General features: G+C 66.5%; 17 protein-coding genes and 1 pseudogene. 8 read left to right on the plus strand and 10 right to left on the minus strand.

Annotated elements, in window-relative coordinates:
* Window positions 1-302 (plus strand): annotated as a pseudogene (locus tag QOL99_RS06705) (hypothetical protein); the annotation flags it as partial.
* On the plus strand, window positions 299-1,021 hold the full coding sequence (locus QOL99_RS06710; protein WP_285522465.1) for a metallophosphoesterase family protein: 723 nt from the start codon (window positions 299-301) through the stop codon (window positions 1,019-1,021). The pseudogene QOL99_RS06705 and the gene QOL99_RS06710, both read left to right, overlap by 4 nt.
* Before the next feature lie 85 nt (window positions 1,022-1,106).
* Here the strand turns inward: QOL99_RS06710 and QOL99_RS06715 are convergent, their stop codons facing one another.
* The 5 genes from QOL99_RS06715 to QOL99_RS06735 form a co-directional block, all read right to left on the minus strand.
* Window positions 1,107-2,675 (minus strand): choice-of-anchor I family protein, encoded by a 1,569-nt coding sequence (locus tag QOL99_RS06715; protein ID WP_285522466.1) that lies wholly within the window; start codon window positions 2,673-2,675, stop codon window positions 1,107-1,109.
* A 309-nt stretch (window positions 2,676-2,984) separates the two neighbouring features.
* Complete coding sequence (locus QOL99_RS06720) at window positions 2,985-3,599, minus strand: hypothetical protein (protein WP_285522467.1); 615 nt, start codon at window positions 3,597-3,599, stop codon at window positions 2,985-2,987.
* Window positions 3,600-3,785: 186 nt separating this feature from the next.
* Window positions 3,786-4,049 (minus strand): hypothetical protein, encoded by a 264-nt coding sequence (locus tag QOL99_RS06725; protein WP_285522468.1) that lies wholly within the window; start codon window positions 4,047-4,049, stop codon window positions 3,786-3,788.
* Window positions 4,050-4,129: 80 nt separating this feature from the next.
* Window positions 4,130-4,546 (minus strand): universal stress protein, encoded by a 417-nt coding sequence (locus tag QOL99_RS06730; protein WP_285522469.1) that lies wholly within the window; start codon window positions 4,544-4,546, stop codon window positions 4,130-4,132.
* 14 nt (window positions 4,547-4,560) lie between these two features.
* Window positions 4,561-6,054, minus strand: a complete 1,494-nt coding sequence (locus QOL99_RS06735) for a pyruvate kinase (RefSeq protein WP_285522471.1) — start codon at window positions 6,052-6,054, stop codon at window positions 4,561-4,563.
* A 145-nt stretch (window positions 6,055-6,199) separates the two neighbouring features.
* On the opposite strand from QOL99_RS06735, the gene QOL99_RS06740 reads away from it, so the two are divergent.
* From QOL99_RS06740 to QOL99_RS06750, 3 genes are all read left to right on the plus strand, one after another.
* A complete protein-coding gene (locus QOL99_RS06740) occupies window positions 6,200-7,906 on the plus strand; it encodes a PhoX family protein (RefSeq protein WP_285522473.1) in 1,707 nt (568 codons plus the stop codon).
* A complete protein-coding gene (locus tag QOL99_RS06745; protein WP_285522475.1) occupies window positions 7,903-8,226 on the plus strand; it encodes a hypothetical protein in 324 nt (107 codons plus the stop codon). Before QOL99_RS06740 ends, QOL99_RS06745 begins: the two co-directional genes overlap by 4 nt.
* A 206-nt stretch (window positions 8,227-8,432) precedes the next feature.
* A complete protein-coding gene (locus tag QOL99_RS06750) occupies window positions 8,433-8,651 on the plus strand; it encodes a hypothetical protein (protein WP_285522478.1) in 219 nt (72 codons plus the stop codon).
* A 76-nt stretch (window positions 8,652-8,727) separates the two neighbouring features.
* Here the strand turns inward: QOL99_RS06750 and QOL99_RS06755 are convergent, their stop codons facing one another.
* Both QOL99_RS06755 and QOL99_RS06760 read right to left on the minus strand, forming a co-directional pair.
* Entirely contained in the window at window positions 8,728-8,952 is a 225-nt protein-coding gene (locus QOL99_RS06755) for a potassium transporter TrkG (protein ID WP_326522578.1), read from the minus strand.
* 212 nt (window positions 8,953-9,164) lie between these two features.
* On the minus strand, window positions 9,165-11,432 hold the full coding sequence (locus QOL99_RS06760) for a Tn3 family transposase (RefSeq protein WP_285522480.1): 2,268 nt from the start codon (window positions 11,430-11,432) through the stop codon (window positions 9,165-9,167).
* A 144-nt stretch (window positions 11,433-11,576) separates the two neighbouring features.
* On the opposite strand from QOL99_RS06760, the gene QOL99_RS06765 reads away from it, so the two are divergent.
* The 3 genes from QOL99_RS06765 (at window position 11,577) to QOL99_RS06775 (ending at window position 14,269) form a co-directional block, all read left to right on the plus strand.
* On the plus strand, window positions 11,577-12,017 hold the full coding sequence (locus tag QOL99_RS06765; RefSeq protein WP_143068408.1) for an endonuclease domain-containing protein: 441 nt from the start codon (window positions 11,577-11,579) through the stop codon (window positions 12,015-12,017).
* Between the two features lie 502 nt (window positions 12,018-12,519).
* A complete protein-coding gene (locus QOL99_RS06770) occupies window positions 12,520-13,056 on the plus strand; it encodes a CueP family metal-binding protein (RefSeq protein WP_092265735.1) in 537 nt (178 codons plus the stop codon).
* 157 nt (window positions 13,057-13,213) lie between these two features.
* A complete protein-coding gene (locus QOL99_RS06775; RefSeq protein WP_285522482.1) occupies window positions 13,214-14,269 on the plus strand; it encodes a YVTN family beta-propeller repeat protein in 1,056 nt (351 codons plus the stop codon).
* Between the two features lie 53 nt (window positions 14,270-14,322).
* Here the strand turns inward: QOL99_RS06775 and QOL99_RS06780 are convergent, their stop codons facing one another.
* From QOL99_RS06780 to QOL99_RS06790, 3 genes are all read right to left on the minus strand, one after another.
* Window positions 14,323-16,299, minus strand: a complete 1,977-nt coding sequence (locus tag QOL99_RS06780; protein WP_285522483.1) for a copper-translocating P-type ATPase — start codon at window positions 16,297-16,299, stop codon at window positions 14,323-14,325.
* 1,227 nt (window positions 16,300-17,526) lie between these two features.
* Complete coding sequence (locus QOL99_RS06785) at window positions 17,527-18,144, minus strand: DUF305 domain-containing protein (RefSeq protein WP_278913038.1); 618 nt, start codon at window positions 18,142-18,144, stop codon at window positions 17,527-17,529.
* Window positions 18,141-18,563, minus strand: coding sequence for a four-helix bundle copper-binding protein (locus tag QOL99_RS06790; RefSeq protein WP_104992622.1), 423 nt, complete (start codon window positions 18,561-18,563; stop codon window positions 18,141-18,143). Before QOL99_RS06790 ends, QOL99_RS06785 begins: the two co-directional genes overlap by 4 nt.
* Window positions 18,564-18,848: the final 285 nt, after the last annotated feature.

Here is an 18,848-nt window from a genome sequence, read left to right on the forward strand (position 1 = left end):
GAAGTGCCTTGCCTCTCGGTCCGCTCCTGGGGGGTCAGTCCAAACGGGGCCTGCCCACGGGCCATCTTCAGGCCAAGGGCGTGCGTCCTTTGCTGGGAGAGCATTTCACCTACGTCATCACCGTTTGCGACCGGGCAGAGCAGAACTGCCCCATTTTCCCGCACGCCTCTTACCGGCTCTCCTGGGCCTTCCCGGATCCGGCCGCCGCCCAGGGCAGCGAGGAGGAACGCCTCGCCGTCTTCCGGCAGGTGCGCGAGGAGATTGAAGCGAAAGTACAGTCGTGGGTGCAGGTGGGCGCATGAGAATCGCGGTGTTCGGTGACGTGCACGGGAACCGCTTCGCGCTGGAGGCGGTCGCGCAGGACATCGAGCGGCACGCACCGGACGCCTGGGTGAACCTTGGGGACCAGGTGTTCGGCGGAGCAGATCCGGCCGGCGCCTGGCAATTGCAACAGCAGCTCAAATCCGGATACGGGGTGTTGGAGGTGCGGGGAAACACCGACGAGCGCCTGGGCCACCCTCTGACCGCGACGACCCAGAAGCGGGAGATGCTGGCGTGGCTGCATGCCGTGCTGCCGGAAGGTGCGGGCGCCGCCGTGGCAAGCCTACCGACCCGTGTGACCTTAGCAGACGGCGCAGTGATGGCCGCCCACGGCACACCAGACAGTGCCTGGCAGTACCTGCTGCGCGACGGCAAGGCCTGGGCCAGCGACGACCTCGTCCGGGAGCGGCTGGGGGACACAGGCGCCGCGCGGATGGTGATCGTGGGGCACTCGCACCTGGAACATGTCCGGCAGCTCGGGGACCTGACCGTGGTGAACGCCGGTGCGGTCAGTCGCCAGAAGGACGGCTCGCCACTGGCCCGCTGGGTTCTGCTGGAGGGCGAAGGGCAGGGATGGAACGTCACCTTCCGGCGGGTGCCCTACGACGTGGAGGCGGCCGCCAGGTGGGCCGAAGAGCACGCGCACAAGGGAGAAAAGGAAGCCGCGCAGCTCCGCACGGGCCAGTCGAGAAAGCACTGATGTTGGCGGGGGCCGCCGGTCCCCGCTGAGCCTGGAGCTCCCTGGGCGGCGAAGTTCAGCACGTTGCCCCGCCGCATCAGGTGTCCTACCGCCGCGCAAGGGCCTGACGCACCTCGATCACGCTGACGCTCCCCTCGGGGTCACGGGTGTAGTCCACACTGGGCTCCCCCTCGTTGGCGACGAGCAGCCGCGACCCGTCCGGGGTGAAGGTCAGCATGTCGGGGAGGGCGCCCACCTCCACCGGACGCGCCCGCTCGGTCCCGTCCACGTTCAGGAACACCACCCGGCCACTGGCCTGACGGTCCGCGTCGTTCTGGACCGCCACCGCCACCACGCCGCCCTGCACGGCCACACTGTTGCCCTGTCCGCCGTAGGGGGCCAGGGGCACCGATTTCACCAGGGTGGGCCGGGTAGGATCGGCCACGTCGAGGATGTCCAGGGCTGCGGCAGCCCCGTTGACCACGAAGACGCGCCGACTCTGCGGGTCGTAGGCGGGGATCTCGGCGGCGCCCGCTCCCACGGCCCCGGGAGCGCGGTAACGGCCCCGCACGCTCAGCGCTCCCTCTGGCCCCACGCGGTAGAGCGTGGTCGTGTTGCTGCCCTCGTTGGCGACGATCAGCAGGGGCTGCCCATCCGGGCTCTGTGAGGCGGGCACGAATACCAGTCCCTCGGGGGCCAGGTCGCCCGCCAGCGGGTCGGTCCTGGGGTCGCGCGTGAAGTCGCGGGTGTTGAGGTACTCCGCCACCGTGGGGGCTGTGGGGACGCTCACGTCCAGCACCAGAACGCCGCCCACCCGCTCCAGGCCCACGAAGGCGAAGGTCCGCCCCCCCACCTTCCCGACCGTGACGCCCTCGGGTTCAGGCCCCTTGTTGTCGCTGCGGTTGTCGGGCGCAGTGCTGTCACTGTTGGCGTTGAAGTGCCCCGGCAGGCGGCGGGCCGTCTCCTGCTCGATCAGGTCGCCGCTGTCGTACAGCCGCGTACCCTGCGCGTCGAGGATGCTGACCGAACGGCCGCCGAAGGCGTACAGGGCGTCGTGGTCCCCATCGCCATCGGTGTCGCCCAGCGTGCGGGTGACGGTCAGGCGGCCCAGCGCCGTGTCCGCTTGCAGCTCGGCCGCGTTGGGAAATGCGGCCGGATCGAGCTTGAGCTTGCCCACTGTCACCTCCTCTTTGTAGCCGTCGTAGTCCCGGGCATCCCCCTCGTTGGCGGTGATCAGGTAGGTCTGGCCCCCCACGTCGAAGGCGGCCACCGCATCGGGCTGGTACAGGCCCCGAACCGGCACGGGGCGGATGTTCACGCCGTCTTTGTCACTGGGGTCCAGGCCCGCGTCCGCCGCAGAGTGATCCTTGAATCCCAGCGGCACCAGCCCCGTGACCTTCAGTGTCCTGAGGTCGAGCCGGGCCAGGGCGTTGTTTTCCTGGAGGGTGACCCAGGCATGGCGGCCATCCGGGGAGACGGCGATGGACTCGGGTTCGAGGTCCTGGCTGGCGCTCGCCCCCGGACCGAAGACCCGGATGCCCTGTGCCCGCAGCGCGGCCTCCTGGCCGTTGAAGGCCCGGAAATCGAGGGTGGTGACCAGCGGAGCCGGGTCCGTCACCAGCCCGCATCCGCTCAACAGGCCCACACTCAGGATCGCCGCCATCGCTCGCTTCATGGACACACCGTAGGGGCCAATCTTCACGTCCCGGTCAGCTGCTTCGGCGAGGTCACCCTGCCCACGGCCGGGAAGGAGCCGACGGTCTCCTGACGAAGCCGCGGCAGGGTTCGGGTGGGCCGCACACGCTGCCGCCCGATGGAGGACGCGTCCCGCCTCGCCTGTACCGGGACGCACGAGCAGGAACCAGTGGAGGTCCGGTGCAACTCCGGACGCCTGCATCAGCCAGGGAGCCAAAAGGCTCCCTTTCGTCTGGCGCCCATGCAAAGCCCCCGGTCAGCAGTGACCGGGGGCAGGTGGACCCGCGGCTCAGTTGCCGTCGAAGATGCCCGGAAAGAGGGTCCGGGCTGGCGTCAGGCTCTTGCTGGCTGTCCAGTACGGCAGGCCGGGGGTGGCGTTTCGCACGAGAAAGCGCCCGGACTCGCTGACGGTCATCACGGCGTTCCAGCCCGCCCGGAGCGTGAGGTCGTAGTGGGTGTTCAGGCCGGTGCAGCGGCCACGAATGGTCGCGACGCGGTCGCTGTACATCCACTGGGACCGCCGGGTGGGGTCATGGGGATGATCCGCCTGGGCCAGCAGGGTCACCGCATTCCGGGCGGGCTGAAAAACCATCAACTGCTCCGCGACGTAGGTCCGGGGCTCGCTGGGAGTGCTGCGGACGCCGGGACACAGGCCCGCAGGACGCACAGGAGGCCGGAACCCATCGGGAATGCTGAGGCTGAAGAAGTTGCCCTGCAAGTTGCCCATTCCCACGATCCGTCCCTGGGCCAGGTTCGTGAGCAGGACCAGGGCGCGCTCTCCCTGGCCGACCGAGAGGTTGCGAATCTCCCCCTGGATGCCGACAGCATGGGCAAGCCCAGACAGGGGGAGCAGGGCGCCGATCAAGAGACGACGGCCGACAGCGGGGAAGGTGAACTGTGACACAATGGGGACAGTAGGGGAGGAAGATCAGCGCTTCATCAGCCTTTCTTTTCTCCCAGGAGTCAGGCCAGTCTGGGCCTAAGGACGCCGGACCGGGAGTGGAAACTTTTCGGTGCCTTCCGAAAAGTTGGAACGTGAGGTCCGGCGTCCTTCTTCGCTCGGTTGATCTGGGAATCAACGGCGTTGGACTCAGCTCTCGGGGTCTGGTTCGAGACCTTCCGTCTGCGCAAGGTGCCGGTTGGTCTCGACCACCTCGGCTCTGGAACCCACCAGGGCTTCGACTTCCTCGGCATCCAGGCCTTCCCCGCTTGGAACAGGCGCGGGGGGTACTGGACGGCTCGCCGCGTCGGTGGGGGCAGGCCCCTGCTCCGCCGGGGCCGGGTCGGTCGCCTCATGGTCAGGGTGGACGCTGAGCAGGGGACCAGGGGGGAGGGTGCGGTCATCAGGGGCCATGGCCTCAGCCTGCTTCTGGAATGTCAGGGCAGTCTGCCCTTCAGCTCAAGTGGGGATGAAGGGCAGGGGCAGGAGGTCCGTCAGGCCTGGTCGGAGGCCCGGACGGTCAGGACCGGTACGGGCGACCTCCGAACCACCGCCTCTGCCACCGAGCCCAGGATGAAATGGGACAGCCCCTGCCGGGCGTGCGTGCCCATCATAATCAACTCCACGTCCTTTTCCCGTACAGCGTTCAGGATTTCGTTCACCGGGTCCCCCGGAGCCAGAGCGAAGGTCTCACGCTCCTGCAACTGGTCTTCCAGCTCTGTGAGTGCTTGCGCGTTCCCACCCAGCCTTGCTCCGGACCCCAGCAGCTCCAGGGCCGGGGGAGGGGCCAGGCGTTGAGGCTGAACGTACAGCAGCGTCCGCACCGCACCCGGGAACCGGACCCGCGCGGTCTCCAGGGCCTGCCAGGCTGAGGGCGAGAAGTCGAGGGGCACCAGAATCCGTTCGAACATCCGATCTCCTTTTCCTACTGTTCTGGCGGCCTCGCCACGCTCAGGGCCCGGAAGCTCGCCCTTTTCTTGTGGAAGTGTGGCCGCATGCGCCCGGTGATGCTCACCAGTTCCTGCACGGCGTCCACCACGTAGGGACCCTTGTTCAGCATGATGCACTCGGCCCGCACACCGCCCGCGGCATCCGTGTATTCCGCGCGTCTCGCCTCCCCTTTCTTGACCAGGCCTTCGAGGACCTGGGTGGCCCACACCACCGGCAGGTGCGCTGCCTCGGCCAGCCAGAGCACCTCTTCCTGAATCTCGCTGAGCCGCGCGAAGCCCAGTTCCACGGCGAGGTCCCCCCGGGCGATCATCACGCCGCAGGGCCGCTCTCCCGCCACCCGCACCATCAGGTCGGCCAGGTTCTGCACGGCTAGGCGGGTCTCGATCTTCAGAAGCACGCTCAGCGTGGGCGGCGCGCCCAGATCGGCCAGTCGGCCCAGGAGTTGCTCGGCGTCCCCCACGGTCTGCACAAACGAGTACCCGACCATGTCGGCGTTCGCTGCGGCGAAGGCGAGGTCCGCGCGGTCCTTGTCCGTCAACGCCGGGAGGCTCAGCGGGGTGTCCGGGAAGTTGATGCCCTTCCCCGCCTTGAGTCTGGCGCCCTTGGCGGGCGCGTGCGTGACCCGCAGCAGCAACGTTTCCCCCTGCCGCCCCTCGACCACGGCCCCGAGCTTGCCATCGTCGAACCAGACGGCCTGCCCGGTGCCGACCTGTCTGATCGCCTCCGGAAGGGTGCAGCTTACGCCCGGCCGGTCCCCGGGCAGGTCCATCTCGCGCGCGCCCAGGGCCAGGACGTGGCCGACCTTCAGGCGGCCGCCGTTCTTCTTGGCGGGCCAGCGGGGCTCACCTGTCCGCACCTTTGGGCCGGCCAGGTCCATCAGCACCCGGCAGCTCTTCCCGGTCTGGAGGCAGGCCGCGTGCAGGTGGTGGAGCATGGCCCGCCAGGCTGCCTCGTCATCGTGCGCGAGGTTGATGCGCGCGGCGGTCATTCCGGCTTCCAGGAGGTCCAGGAGCAGGTCCGGGTCCTGTGCGGCCTCTGAGGGCAGGGTCACCATGATGCCGGGCGTGGCGCCGTCTCCCAACAGGTCCTGCGTGTGCCGCCCCAGGCGGCTTCCCAGGTCCGTGAAGAGCTCGCGTTCGGGCCTCGGCCTCTGGTCCCCGCTCAATGCGCCCAGGGCTGCTTGTGCCGCGGCCAGATTGGGCCGCACGTACGGCTCACAGTGGCCCAGGCTGGACACGCCCCAGGTGGTGAGGTCCTCCTGAAGCGCCTGGATATCCCGGCAACGCAGGCTCAGGTAGGCGGCCAGGTTCTCGGCGCTGGGACCGTAGGACGTCCGGGACAGCCAGGGTCGCCAGCGCTCCAGGCGCACCTCGGCTTCCTCCTCCACCTCCTCCATCAGCGCGCCCAGTTGGGTCTGGCAGCGTTGCAGGTCGTATGCCGCTTCGGGCTTCAGGTCGGTGCTGTTCATACCTACAGCCTGCGCCTGAATGTTCAGCAGGATGTCTGCGGCAGACAGGGAGCGCCGCACGCACCGCTGGTGCGTCAGGGCGGGCTGATCTGCACCTGACCTGCGGCTGAAGCTCCAGTGACAGACCCGGCGCAGGATTCCGGGTATGACAGAGACACATGAACACGTGCAGCCGAGCTTCTGGCACCGGCTGCTGGACCGTCAACTGACGCGCCGGGGGGCGCTGGGCACGGCCGCAGCCACCACCATGGCTGCCGCCCTGCCCATCACGTTCAGCGGGGCGCAGGCGCAGGCCAACAACGGCGGGCCGGTGGAGGTGGACCCCAGGAAGGTCAACCCCCGCACGGTCCCCCCCTTCCGGCCGGTGGACACGACCAATGCGGATACCCTGACCGTGCCGGGGGGCTACCGCTGGCAGATGCTCGCGCCCTGGGGAGAAGTCTTTACCGCGGATGGTCGGGAAATCGGGTTCAATCACGATTACGTGGGCTTTTTCCCCGCTGACCTCCTGGAGGGGGGGCGCAGCAGCACCGACGCCCTGCTGACCATCAACCACGAGTACGCGAATGCCCTGTTCGTCGGCGGCAACACCAAAGACCGCACCCGTGAGCAGATCGAGGCCGAGATGCGGGCGGTGGGGGTGAGTGTGGTCCGCGTTCGGAAGTCTGGTGGCGAGTGGAAGATCGTGCCTGACCCGCGCAACCGCCGTCTGGACGCCTTCACCGAGATGGAACTGACTGGCCCGGTGCGCGGCAGCGCCGCCGTGAAGGGAGCCACCCGGGTGAGGGGCACGGTGGGCAACTGCTCGGGCGGACAGACGCCCTGGGGCACCCTGCTGACGTGTGAGGAGAACGTGGACGGCTATACCAAGGCCTGGGCCGGAAGCGGCTACGAGGCCCTGCACCAGGGCTGGGTCACCGAGATCGATCCCTTCGACCCGGCCTGGATGCCGAAAAAGCGCACCGGGATGGGCCGCTTCCGGCACGAGAACGCGGCGGTGACGGTGGCGAAAGACGGCCGCGTGGTGGTGTACATGGGCGACGACATGCAGGACGCCTGCGTGTACAAGTTCGTCAGCCGGGGCAAGGTTGACCCCGCCAACCGCCGGGCCAACCGCGAGCTGCTGGAGGACGGCGACCTGTACGTCGCGAACTTCGGCAACGGCACCTGGGCGCTGCTGGACTACGCCCGGAACAAGAAGTTGCAGGAGGCCAGGGGCGCCGACGGTAAGCCGCTGTTCACCAGCCAGGTGGACGTGCTGCTCGATGCCCGGGCCAGCGCCCTGGCCGTCGGCGGGACCCCGGTGGACCGCCCAGAAGACATCGAGATCCACCCGCGCACAGGCGAGGTGTACGTCGCCCTGACCAACAACTCCAAGCATGGGAATTACTTCGGGCAGATTATCCGCTTCCGCGAGGAGGGGGATGACTGGGCCGCCACCGACTTTCTGTGGGAAGTGTTCGCGGTGGGTGGCCCGCAAAGCGGCTTTGCCAGCCCCGACAACCTGGTGTTCGATCCGTACGGGAACCTCTGGATGGTGACCGACAACAGCGACCTGGGCACCAATCCGATCAAGGCGTTCCACGGGAACAATGCCATGTTCTTTTTTCCCACCGAGGGAGGAAACGCCGGGCGCGCCTACCGCTTTGCGATCGGCCCGGTGGATGCCGAACTGACTGGGCCGGTGTGGTCCCCCGACGGCAAGACCCTGTTCCTGAGCGTCCAGCACCCTGGCGAGGACAGCGAGAGCCTGGACACGCTGACCAGCACCTTCGGCGCGAAGCCCGGCACCCGTGTGCCACGGCCCACCCTGGTCGCCATCGAGGGCTTTCCCGGCTGGAGGGAAGGGTGAGCCTGGTCGCGCACAGGGCGCCCTGGATCGTGGGCCGCACCGTGCTGCTGGAACACGCCGCCGCCGACTTCCTGAACGAGGTGACCCGGCAGGCCCCCTGGCGCCGCGCCCGCTATGAGGCTCTGCTGGAGTCGCTGGACGACCATCTGGACCGCCCTTCTCCGCTGCTGGGCTACACGCGGCTGACGGGTGAGGCGTGGCTGAGGTCCCTCCCCGGGGACGAGCAGCCCGTCGCCGCCGAGCTGCTGGCCGAGTTCCGGGCCTACCTGCGCGACTGGGGCTGGCTGGACACAGTGCGTCCGGTAAACCAGCCGGACTGAGGCAGGAACCCGCAGCGCCCCCACCGATGGACGGGTGAGGCGGCGCACCGCAAGCGTAGGGTCACGACCGCTGCGCCCGGCTGGACTGTGACGGGGCCACCTGGCCGTCCCCCCTTTGCCCGTTACCCTGTCACCCAGGGCCGCGGCCGTCTGAAGGAAATCCGCGCACCAGCAGCGGCTTGACCCGGCTCTGGAAAGGTGGACACATGAGCACGGAGATGCAGCGGCATGACCGGAGGGTCGGGGGCTGGATCGTGGTCTGTGTGGGGCTGTTCTTTGTGGGGCTGGGCCTGGTGTTGCTGGAGAGCACGGTCCTGGGTGGGATCCTGCTCGGGCTGTGGCTGCTGTCTCTGATCGGCCTCGGCTGGATAGACCATCAATTCACGCGCCGTCGGCAGGCAGAAAGGCAGAGACCCGGCGGCTGAGCGCTTCCCTGTTCATCACCCAGGCCGGATGATCGTCGCGGCCACGTCTCAGGAGCACGCCTGCTGCGCTGCCGCGTCAGCCGATGACGATGGCGAAAGTCAGGGGCCCGGTCCGCCCCAGGTACATGAAGACGATCACGATCAGCTGCCCCGCCTCGTTCAGGCGCGGCGTGGTGTTCATCGACAGACCCACCATCCCGAAAGCGGAGAAGGCCTCGAAGGTCCGGTTCACGAACGGCAGCCCGGGTTGCGTGGGCAGCCACAGAAACAGCCCCATCACCACCACCACGGGGCCCAACACCGCCACTGGTACGGACACAGGGGGGGGCCACCGTGACCTTTCCGGTGCCGGTCTCCCGGGTGGAGGCGCGGGAGTAGAGCGGGACGCCCTAGAAGGTGGTGGGCCGCAGCGTGAAGCGAGTGACCCTGCTGGAGGCGCCCAGTCAACTAGGGATAACGACAAGATCCAGAAATTTTACACCGCTAAGCGAATTTTGCTCTCCAGCACGTGCTCTAGCCGTTAAGCTTGCGGAACGTTCCCGGCAGCGGCACTTCCTCGGGCCGCCACAGGTAATCCCCAGTCAGGCCAATATGCTCCCAGCCCAGCGGTGAGACGTGGGCGAGCAATTCGTCTGGAATGTCCATCCCTTCCGCTCTCAGCGCTGCTACCGCCTGCCCCAGATACACGGTGTTCCAGGTGGTAATGATCGCCACCAGCAGATTGACGCCGCTGGCCCGACTGTGCTGGCGTTCCGGCGAACGGTCCCGGATTTCCCCGGCCCGGTGAACGGCCACCGCGCGGGTCAGGGCGTTGTGCGCCTCGCCCTTATTGAGTCCCGCCTGGACCCGGCGGCGCAGCGCCGGGTCTTGCAACCACTCCAGTGTGAACAGGGTGCGCTGCACCCGGCCCAGTTCCCGCAACGCCAGCGCCAGACCATTCTGGCGCGGATACGCCGCCAGCTTGGAAAGGATCAGCGAGGCCGTCACCGTCCCAGCCTTGATCGACACCGCCAGGCGCAGCAACTCGTCCCAGTGACTCTTGATCAGGCCCAGGTTCAGTCGGCGGGCCATCACCGATTCCAGCAGCGGGTGGTTGGACAGCGCATCTGGCGGAAAGAGTCGAGTTTCGCCCAGATCACGGATGCGCGGCGCGAAACGGAAGCCCAGCAGAAAGCAGATTCCGAAGATCTGCTCGGTGTACCCGGCGGTGTCGGTGTAATGCTCCCTGATCTCCAGGCCCGACTGGTGGTAGAGCAGGCCGTCCAGCACGTTCACCGCGTCCCGGATGTTGGCGGTGATGACCTTGGTGTGAAAGGGGGCGTACTGATCGGAGAGGTGGGTGTAGAACAGCACCCCTGGTTCGCGCCCGTGTTTGGCGTTGAGGTGTCCATACGCTTTCCCCCGGCCCCCGGTGGGAAAGCGCTGCCCATCTGAGCTGGAGGTGCTGCCGTCGCCCCAGAGGGCCGCCAGCGGCTGTCTGGACTGGAAGTTGACGACTTCAGCGAGTGCGCCTGCGTAGGTTTCTGGACGCAGAAACCAGTCCGATAGGTACATCAGCCGCCGGGGCGTGATGGCCGGATCACCCGACGCCTCGGCCATCTTGGTCTGACCCAGGTTCAGCCCTTCAGCGAGGATGGCCGTCAGCAGATGGTCGTGCCGCTCGCTGGGCTGACCGCTTCGCAAATCAGTCAGCACTGTCGTGAACGGCAGCCAGCCGTGGACTTCGAGGAGCAGATCGGTGATCTTGACCCTAGGCATCCGGCTGGACAGTTGCCGGGCCAGTACGTCTGCGCCTCCTGGAACGGCATTCGGCAGAGCTTTCACTCTGAGCTTGCCACTTTTCAGACTGACCTCGGCGAGCTGCTCAGTGTCCAGCAGCTCGCTCAACTGGGCCAGTTGAGCTTTCAGTTGGGGTTCGGCGGCCTCCCAGAAGGCATCAAACGTGTCGGGCAGGTCAGGGGCCAGCTCGGTTTTTCTGGTTTTCCAGTCTGTTTCAGGAAGCAAAAAGGCGTCCAGCGCCCTGTACTTGCCGCTGCCCGTGACCCATACGTCGCCTGCCCGCAGGGCCAGGCGCAGCTCGTCCATCACGCAGAATTCGTAATACTTGCGGTGCAGCTCGCCGTTCTGGAAGACGAAGGGGGTCCAGCGAGAGCGCACGAAACCCAACGGCAGGTGAGCGGGAAGCGTTCGCTTCCCGCCCGCATACATCTCTTTGAGAAGCCTGAGTGCATCTACCAGCGGTTGTGCGGACGGTGCAGCCGTGAAGTCAAAAGCCTGAAGGAGCCGGGGCAGGTACGCCCGCAGTCTCGGATACCCCTTCAGCAGATGGTGCAGCGGATCGAGCTGCCGGGCCTGTATCACCTGTTCCGGGTCACGCACCGTTGCCACCAGTCTGTCCCAGGGCAAGATTGCCTCGACGGCCTGAAAGGGATCGGAAGCCGTCTCACGCGCAAGAAGCAGCGCCTCGCAGACCTGCTGGTAAGTGGCCAGCCGCTCCAGCAGGGTGGGGCCACGTTGCTGGAAGACCGCCAAGCTTTCCCGCTCGCTGCCGCGCAGCAAGGTCAGCATCAGACGGTCATGCATCTCCAGCACCGCGTCGGTCAGGGTTTCAGAGAGATCGAGCAAACGGGCCATCACGGTGGCCCGGCGGCGCACGGGCTCAAAATCCAGCAGGTTGTGGGCGCTCAGGCGGCGGCCCTGCTCGGCCAGGTGGGTCAGGCGGCTCTGCGGAATTATCTGTACTAAGGGCTGGGGCCAGGTTTTTGCTGTCGAGAACAGCAAAAACCTGGCTTCTCCTCTCGTTCAGAGCGGACCTGGGTCAGCTGCTCAGGTTGGGCATAGGCGAGTGCATGAGCCAGGCTCGGATACAAGCCCAAGGGCTCTTTGCATGGCCTTTCCAGCCGTCTGCTCAGGCTACTCTGGGTTATGGCGCCCAACGACGTTCGGACCTGTTCCAGATGTGGAACAGCCTTCCACCTCCCCCGAAAACGACGTGGGACGCCCTACGCTCAGTTCTGTTCCCAGGCCTGCATTACTGCCCACAAGGTCGACCTCGCTCAACTCCATTCGAGTCAGTTGGAAGAGGGATTCGCCGAGCGTCTGCGTGAGGCAGGCCTCGCGTTTGTCGAACAGTATGCCCTGGGTCCCTACGTCGTGGATCTGGCCTTTCCGCAGGTACGGCTGCTTGTGGAGGTGGACGGCGAGGCGTATCACGCTTCTTCCAGCGCCCAGGCCAGGGATGACCGCAAGGACGCGCTGGCCGCATCAGAGGGCTGGCAGGTCATCCGCGTCCCACAGTTCATGATCGAACATCATCCAGAAGAAGCGGTCCGAACCGTGGTCGAAGCCTATCTGCACGGCCGATAGCGGTGGTCAAACGGGCTGCTGCACCCGCATATTCGCCACCAAGGCTGTCGGCAGCCCCACATATGGCAGCTACGCGACGACGCTCCTCAAGCTGTTTCGCAGCGATATCGGCGAGCCCCTCGTTGCCGCTGCCACGTTCGACCGGGACTTGCTGCTCTTGAAATGCTCCGGCACCCGAACCTCGTGCGCGAAAAACGCTCGTTCCACATCAGCCATAGCCCCTGCCTGGTCCTGGAGTACGTGCCTGGGGAGACGTCCCTGGCTTCCCGCATTGCCTCTGCGCGCCAACGATGTATGGCAAAGATAAGGGGAAGGAAGACGGTCCCGACCGAGGTGGCGTGGGCTTTCAATGTGATTGCCTCGGCTTAAGCAGCCATGCTCTCGCTCCAGGTGACCAAGGCTCGGGACACCGCAATTCCTTCCAGTTCGGAAGCTGGGGACCTGCTCGAGCCAAACACTTGCTTAACACAACACCGCTACCTTGACCCCAGAGGCGAATGATATGCACAAGACTCTTTCGGTGATCCTCACTGGCACGCTCCTGAGCACGCTGGCCTTTGCGCAGCCGCCCAGCCTGGCCCCCAATCCTGCGGTCCTGGGGGGCGTGAGTCCCCAGCAGGCCCTCAAGCTGGCGAACACTTGGCGGGCCCAAGGCGGACTGCAAAGCTACGTGACCCCCGAGGCCGTCCACTTCACCTTCCCGGACGGTCAGAAGCGGGCCATCGCCCTTCCCAAAGGGCAGATGGTGGTGGCCATCGCGCCCTATATCACCAAGACCCACCCCTGCAAGACGCACTTCACCTCAGGCTGCCAGGGCGAGTTGGTCAACACTCCAGTCAAGGTGCACGTCACCACCCGCACCGGCAAGACCGTGCTGCAAAAAACCATCAGGACCCTCGACAACGGCTTCCTGGAACTGTGGCTCGACCGCAGCCAGCACTACAAGGTCACCTTAACGGCTCAGGGCAAGACCACCCGGGGCACCCTGGCCACCCTGCCCAGCAGTGACACCTGCGTCACCACACTCCAGTTGCGTTAGGCGCCCAGCCATCAGATCAGTCCAGCCTTCTGGCCGTCCCAGGCGTCCAGCGTCCGCCCCCTTGTCTCGATTCCCGCCCCGAACGCCTTTCTCCGGTTACACGCTGAGTTCGGGCTCACCAGAAGAAGCCATTCCCCTACCCCTGGAGGTCGTTTTCATGTCACATCGTTCCCCCCTGGCCCTTTCCCTCACGCTGTTGTCCCTATCCTCCTCGACCCTGGCGGGAGGGACTTCAGCCCCACAGGGCACCCTGTGGGTCGCGGATGAAATCAGCGGCAGCCTGACCGTCGTGGACGCCGCCACGAACCGGGTCCGGGCCACCCTGAAGGGCGTCCCCGCGCCGCACAACGTCCAGCTCTCCCCGGACGGGAAGAGCGCCTGGGCAGTCCTCGGCCAGAACGCTCAGGCCGTCAAGATCGATGCCGTTTCCCTGCGGGTGGCGGGCACTGTGGCTACCGGTGCAGGGCCCGCACACGTCATCGTCAGCTCGGACGGCCAGCGGGCCTACGTGACCAACGGGGAAGCGGGCAGCGTCTCCATCATCGACGCCGTGGCCATGAAGCCCCTGACCACCGTGAAGGTAGGCTCCCACCCCCACGGCCTCAGGCCCAGTCCGGATGGGCGCTGGGTGCTCGTCGCCAACACCGGATCAGGCAGCGTGAGCTGGATCGACACCCGCACGGCTCGCCAGGTCGCCGACACGCCCGTCGGCAAGGCCCCGGCCCAGGTCGCCTTCGCCCCGAACAACCGGGTGGCGTACGTGACCCTGCGGGACGAGAACGCGGTGGCCCGCATCGACGTGGCCACCCGCAAGGTGCTGGGCAAGGTAGCGGTCGGCCCCGGCCCCATCCAGCTGACGGTGACGCCGGACAACCGCTTCGTGCTGGTGGCCAACCAGGGCACTCCAGAGCGTCCCGGAACCACCCTCTCGGTGATCGACGCCGCGAAGTTCAGGGTGGTGGCGAACATCACCACCGGAGCGGGTGCCCACGGGGTCACGGTCGACCCGACCGGCCGCTTCGCCTACGTGACCAACACCTACGCGAACACGCTCTCGGTGGTGGACCTCGCTGCGCGCCGGACGGTCGCCCAGATTCCCACCGGCCGTGGCCCGAACGGCGTGAGCTTCTCAGCCCTGCGTCCCACCGTGACGGGCGCGCGGAACCTCGCATTGGGCGAACCTGCTGGGGATGATCACGACAGCCACCACTGAAGCTTGATGGAGCACGCCCCATCCCAGAGGGTGGGGCGCTTCTTTTGCTGCGTTCAGGCCTCAGCCACTGCCGGGCGGTCGAAGCGCAGCCGGTTCAGCGACAGGGCGTTGAGCGTCACGATGACGGTGCTGGCACTCATCAGCAGGGCGGCCCACTCCGGGCGCAGCAGGACACCGTACGAGGGGTACAGTACGCCCGCGGCGAAGGGGATCGCCAGGACGTTGTAGATGGCCGCCCAGAAGAGGTTCTGCTTGATCTTGCCCCGGACGTGGCGGGCCAGGGCGATGCCAACGGCCACGCTCGCCGGGTCACTCTTCACCAGGACTACGTCGGCGGTCTCCACCGCCACGTCTGTTCCCGCTCCGATGGCTATGCCTACTTCCGCCTGCGCGAGGGCAGGCGCGTCATTCACACCGTCGCCGACCATCGCCACCTTGCGGCCCTGCCCCTGCAACTCCTGAACCTTTGCGGCCTTCTGCTCGGGCAGCACGTCCGCGATCACCGTGTCCATGCCCAACTGCCGGGCGACCGCCTCTGCCGTGTGTCGGTTGTCGCCCGTCAACATCACCGTCTGCACGCCCAAGCGGTGCAGTTCCGTGACCGCTACCCTGGCCGACTCGCGGATGGTATCCGCCACCGCCACGACGCCCAGCGCCTGCCCGTCCGCAGCCACGTACATCGCGGTCTTGCCGTCCGCCGCCAGCCCGTCTACCTCGGCCGGAAGAGCTCCGACGTCCACCCCTTCCCGGTCCATCAACTTGCGGTTGCCGATGAGTACCCGCTGGCTCCCCACCGTGGCGGCGACGCCGTGTCCGGGAATGCTGTCAAAGGCTTCGGGGCGCTGGACCGTGACACCCCGCGCCTGCGCACCCTTCACGATGGCCTCAGCCAGTGGGTGCTGCGAGGGCTGATCCGCCGAGGCCGCCAGGTGCAGCAGGTCCGCTTCGCTGATCCCACGGGCGGGGACCAGGTCGGTCAAAGCAGGCTTGCCCTCGGTGAGCGTCCCGGTCTTGTCGAAGATCACGGTATCCACGCCCGCCGTCCCCTCCAACGCCGTCGCGTTCTTGAACAGCACACCCTCCCGTGCCCCCTTGCCCACACCCACAGTGATGGCGGTGGGCGTGGCGAGGGCCAGCGCATCCGGGCAGGCAATGACGACGGTGGAAACGGCAGCGGTCAGGGCGAACACGACCCCGGCGCCCAGGAAATACCAGACCAGAAAGGCGATCAGCCCGCTGCCCAGGGCGACGAACACCAGGTACTTGCCCGCCGTGTCCGCCAGGCGCTGTGCCGGGGCCTTGCTGGCCTGCGCGTTTTGCACCATCTGCACGATGCGCGAGAGGGCCGTGTCCGCGCCGACCGCCGTCGCCCGGAAGTGGAATGCTCCGTTCTGGTTGACCGTGCCGCCGGTGACCCTCGCCCCTGCGCTCTTGGCGACGGGAACCGGCTCGCCGGTGATCATGCTCTCGTCCACGTAGGAATTGCCGGAGACGACCTCTCCATCTACTGGAACCCGGTCGCCGGGGCGCACGACGATCTCGTCGCCCACAGTGACCTGCTCCAGCGGCACCTCGAGCTCCTGCCCGCTCCGCACCACACGGGCGGTACCTGGTGCCAGCTTCAACAGGGCTTCGACCGCCCGCCCGGTGGCGAAGCGCGAGCGCATCTCCAACCAGTGCCCGGCCAGCGAGAAGGTCGTGAGCATCGCGGCAGCCTCAAAAAACACCTCGTCGGTGCGCAGGAAGAGGGTGGCCCAGACCGAGTAGACATAGGACACCAGGATGCCCGTGGCGATCAGGGTCATCATGTTCGCCTCGCGCCGCTTGAGGGCACGCCAGGCGGCGGAGATGAACGGCCAGCCGCCCCACCACACCACCGGTGTCGACAGGATCAGGCCGAACCAGCCCATCGAGAGGCCGAAGGGCGGCGCTGCCGTGAACCCCAGCAGCTCGCCGATCGGGGAGTACAGCACGATGGGAATGGTCAGCAGCAGCGACACCACGAAGCGGCGCAGCATGTCATTCACCATCTCCGCACCGTGTCCGGCGTGCTCATCGTGGCCCGTGTCCTCGGTCGTGCCANGATCGGGGAGTACAGCACGATGGGAATGGTCAGCAGCAGCGACACCACGAAGCGGCGCAGCATGTCATTCACCATCTCCGCACCGTGTCCGGCGTGCTCATCGTGGCCCGTGTCCTCGGTCGTGCCATGGCCACTGTGACCGTGCCCCGCAGAGGCCGGACGGCTGCCCGTCATGGCGGCGTGGTCATGCCCGGCCTGGTGCGTCCCCAGGGCATCCGCTTCCCTAGCGCCTTGATGGTGCCCACTGGGAGCCGCTGCAGTGGCCCGCATGGCGGCATGATCATGCCCCGTGGGCTCGTGGCCCATGCTGGGATGCCCGGGCTGCGCAGTGGATGGTCGGCACTCCTCGCACACGCAGTCATACCCGGCGGTATGCAGGCGGCGGCGCAGTTCCGCCTCGCTGACCGTGCCCGGATCATAGCCGAGGTGCGCAATAGCACGTGTGCGATCAATATGCACGCTGTGCACCCCCTGAATACCCGAGAGACTGCGCTCAAGGTCAGCGAACTCCGAACCGTCATAACAGTTCCGGAACGCCACCTCCAGAATGGCCGAGGTTCCCGCATGGTTCCCGGTGTGGCCGTGATGATGCGTCTCGTGATGTCGTGTCATGTGTGCTCCTGCTTTCCTTCTTCTCGCTCACGGCATGACTGCCCCGTACCCTGAGGTCCGAGAGAGAGTTCAGACTCTGGAAAATGAGTCGTCTTGGTTGTGGATGACGGGGGACATGATCATCGTGCCTCCTGAAGAGGGCCAGCCTGCTGCGGCAACCTAAGACACCCTCTGGTCTTTCGCGAATAGAGCGTGGACCGTGGCCTGTCACCCTTCTCAGGGGTGAGGAGGCCGGGCGGCGCCAGATGGGATGACCAGGGGCGGACCAACGTGCAGTCTGTTGTCTCCTGCTGGGGCGATAGCCGTGACGGGGGAGGGGCCTGTTGGCGTCTACCTCCGCATTTACCCTAGATCCTCCCTGGGGGGATGTCAAGGAAGGGGGCAGCGAGAGAGCGTAAGTGTCGACAGTTATGCGCCATTAATTAGTTACCCCCTGAGGGAGGTTCAACCTTAAGAGCAATCCGTCGCTCCTGGCCTCTCCTACCAGGGGGAGGGAGGTGGACTCTTCCGCAAGCATGTAGGGCGGTCACCTCGCCTGAGGTGACCGCCCTACATCCGGCCCTTACTGGCGGGTGCGCAACCAGTCCTTGAAGTCGTGCATCTCGTCAGCCTGCATCATGATGATGCGCTGGGCGAGACCAAGTACTGCATCACTCTGAGCGTTCTGTAGGGCGATGTTCGCCATCTCGTTGGCCGAGCCGTGGTGCGGCACCATCATCTGCAGGAACGTGACGTCCGGGCTCTGCGACCGGGTAATCATCTGCATCATCATCGTCATCATTCCGGACATGGTCTGGCGCATCCGGTTCTGCCGCGCCGTGTCCACGCCGCCCAGACGACGCAACTCCGCCTGCATTTCCACGATCTCCTTTTGCTGATCGTCAATGATGCTCTGCGCCCAACCAGCCACCAGGGGATCACGCAGCCGAGGCAGGGCCGCTCGGCTCATCTCGATGGCGCTCTGGTGATGCGGAATCATCATGGACAAAAACGCCCGGTCAAAGGCTGGACCTGAGAGTCGCCGCAGGTCTTCCAGCAACGGCTGCATCCGGGCGTGCATGTCCATCTGCGTCTGCATCGTCGTGGCCATGCCCACCACCGTGCCGCCCTCATTGCCCCCCGCTTGAGCCACGCTGGCCGGGAGAGCCATCAGGCCCACAATCAGCAGCAGGCGCTTCATGCGGTCATCTTGGCCAGGAGTTCCTGGCAGGCCTGCTCGCAGCGGCGGCAGCTCTCGGCGCACACCGCGCAATGCTGCATGTTCATGTCCCGTGCATGCATCTCGCACTCGCTCCCGCACGCCTGGCACGCTACCAGGCAAGCCTGAAGCTGAGCGCGTAACACATTCGGATCAGGCTGGGTCAAGCGCGACAGCACCCGGCCCGTTGTTCCGCAGACGTCGGCACAGTCGAGGTTCAGGCGAATGCACCGCACCAGGTGTGCCAGGTGGCCTTGCTCACCCAGGCACGCGTCGGCGCAGGACGTGCAGATCTGAGCGCACTCGAAGCACGCCTCAATGCACGCGCGAAGTGCCTCCTGATCAAACAAGGCGCTGGGTTGCGGGTGGGTTTGCAGCATGGCCTGAAGATGGTGCGTCATGGCGAATCCTCCTGGAAGCGAGTGAGGCGGTGGACGAAAAGCGGCGTAAAGACCAACAGTGCTGGCCGGCCAGGTGCCAAACAGGGCGTGGCCCTCAGCGGGTGCCGTTCCCGGCGGTTGGCCGTGAGGTCAACGTGTCAGCCGCGTGTAAAGGTTTCCTGAGAGCGGCGTTCTCGGGGAGATCACGCGAGTCCCATGCGGCCCTGCTGCGTCATAGGACAGCTGCGGGGGCTTAACACATGGAGTGAACCCAATCGGGCGGACCGCGGGGCAAGTCACGTCTGG

The sequence above is a fragment of the Deinococcus rhizophilus genome, assembly GCF_030271215.1.
Taxonomy (GTDB): Bacteria; Deinococcota; Deinococci; order Deinococcales; family Deinococcaceae; genus Deinococcus; species Deinococcus rhizophilus.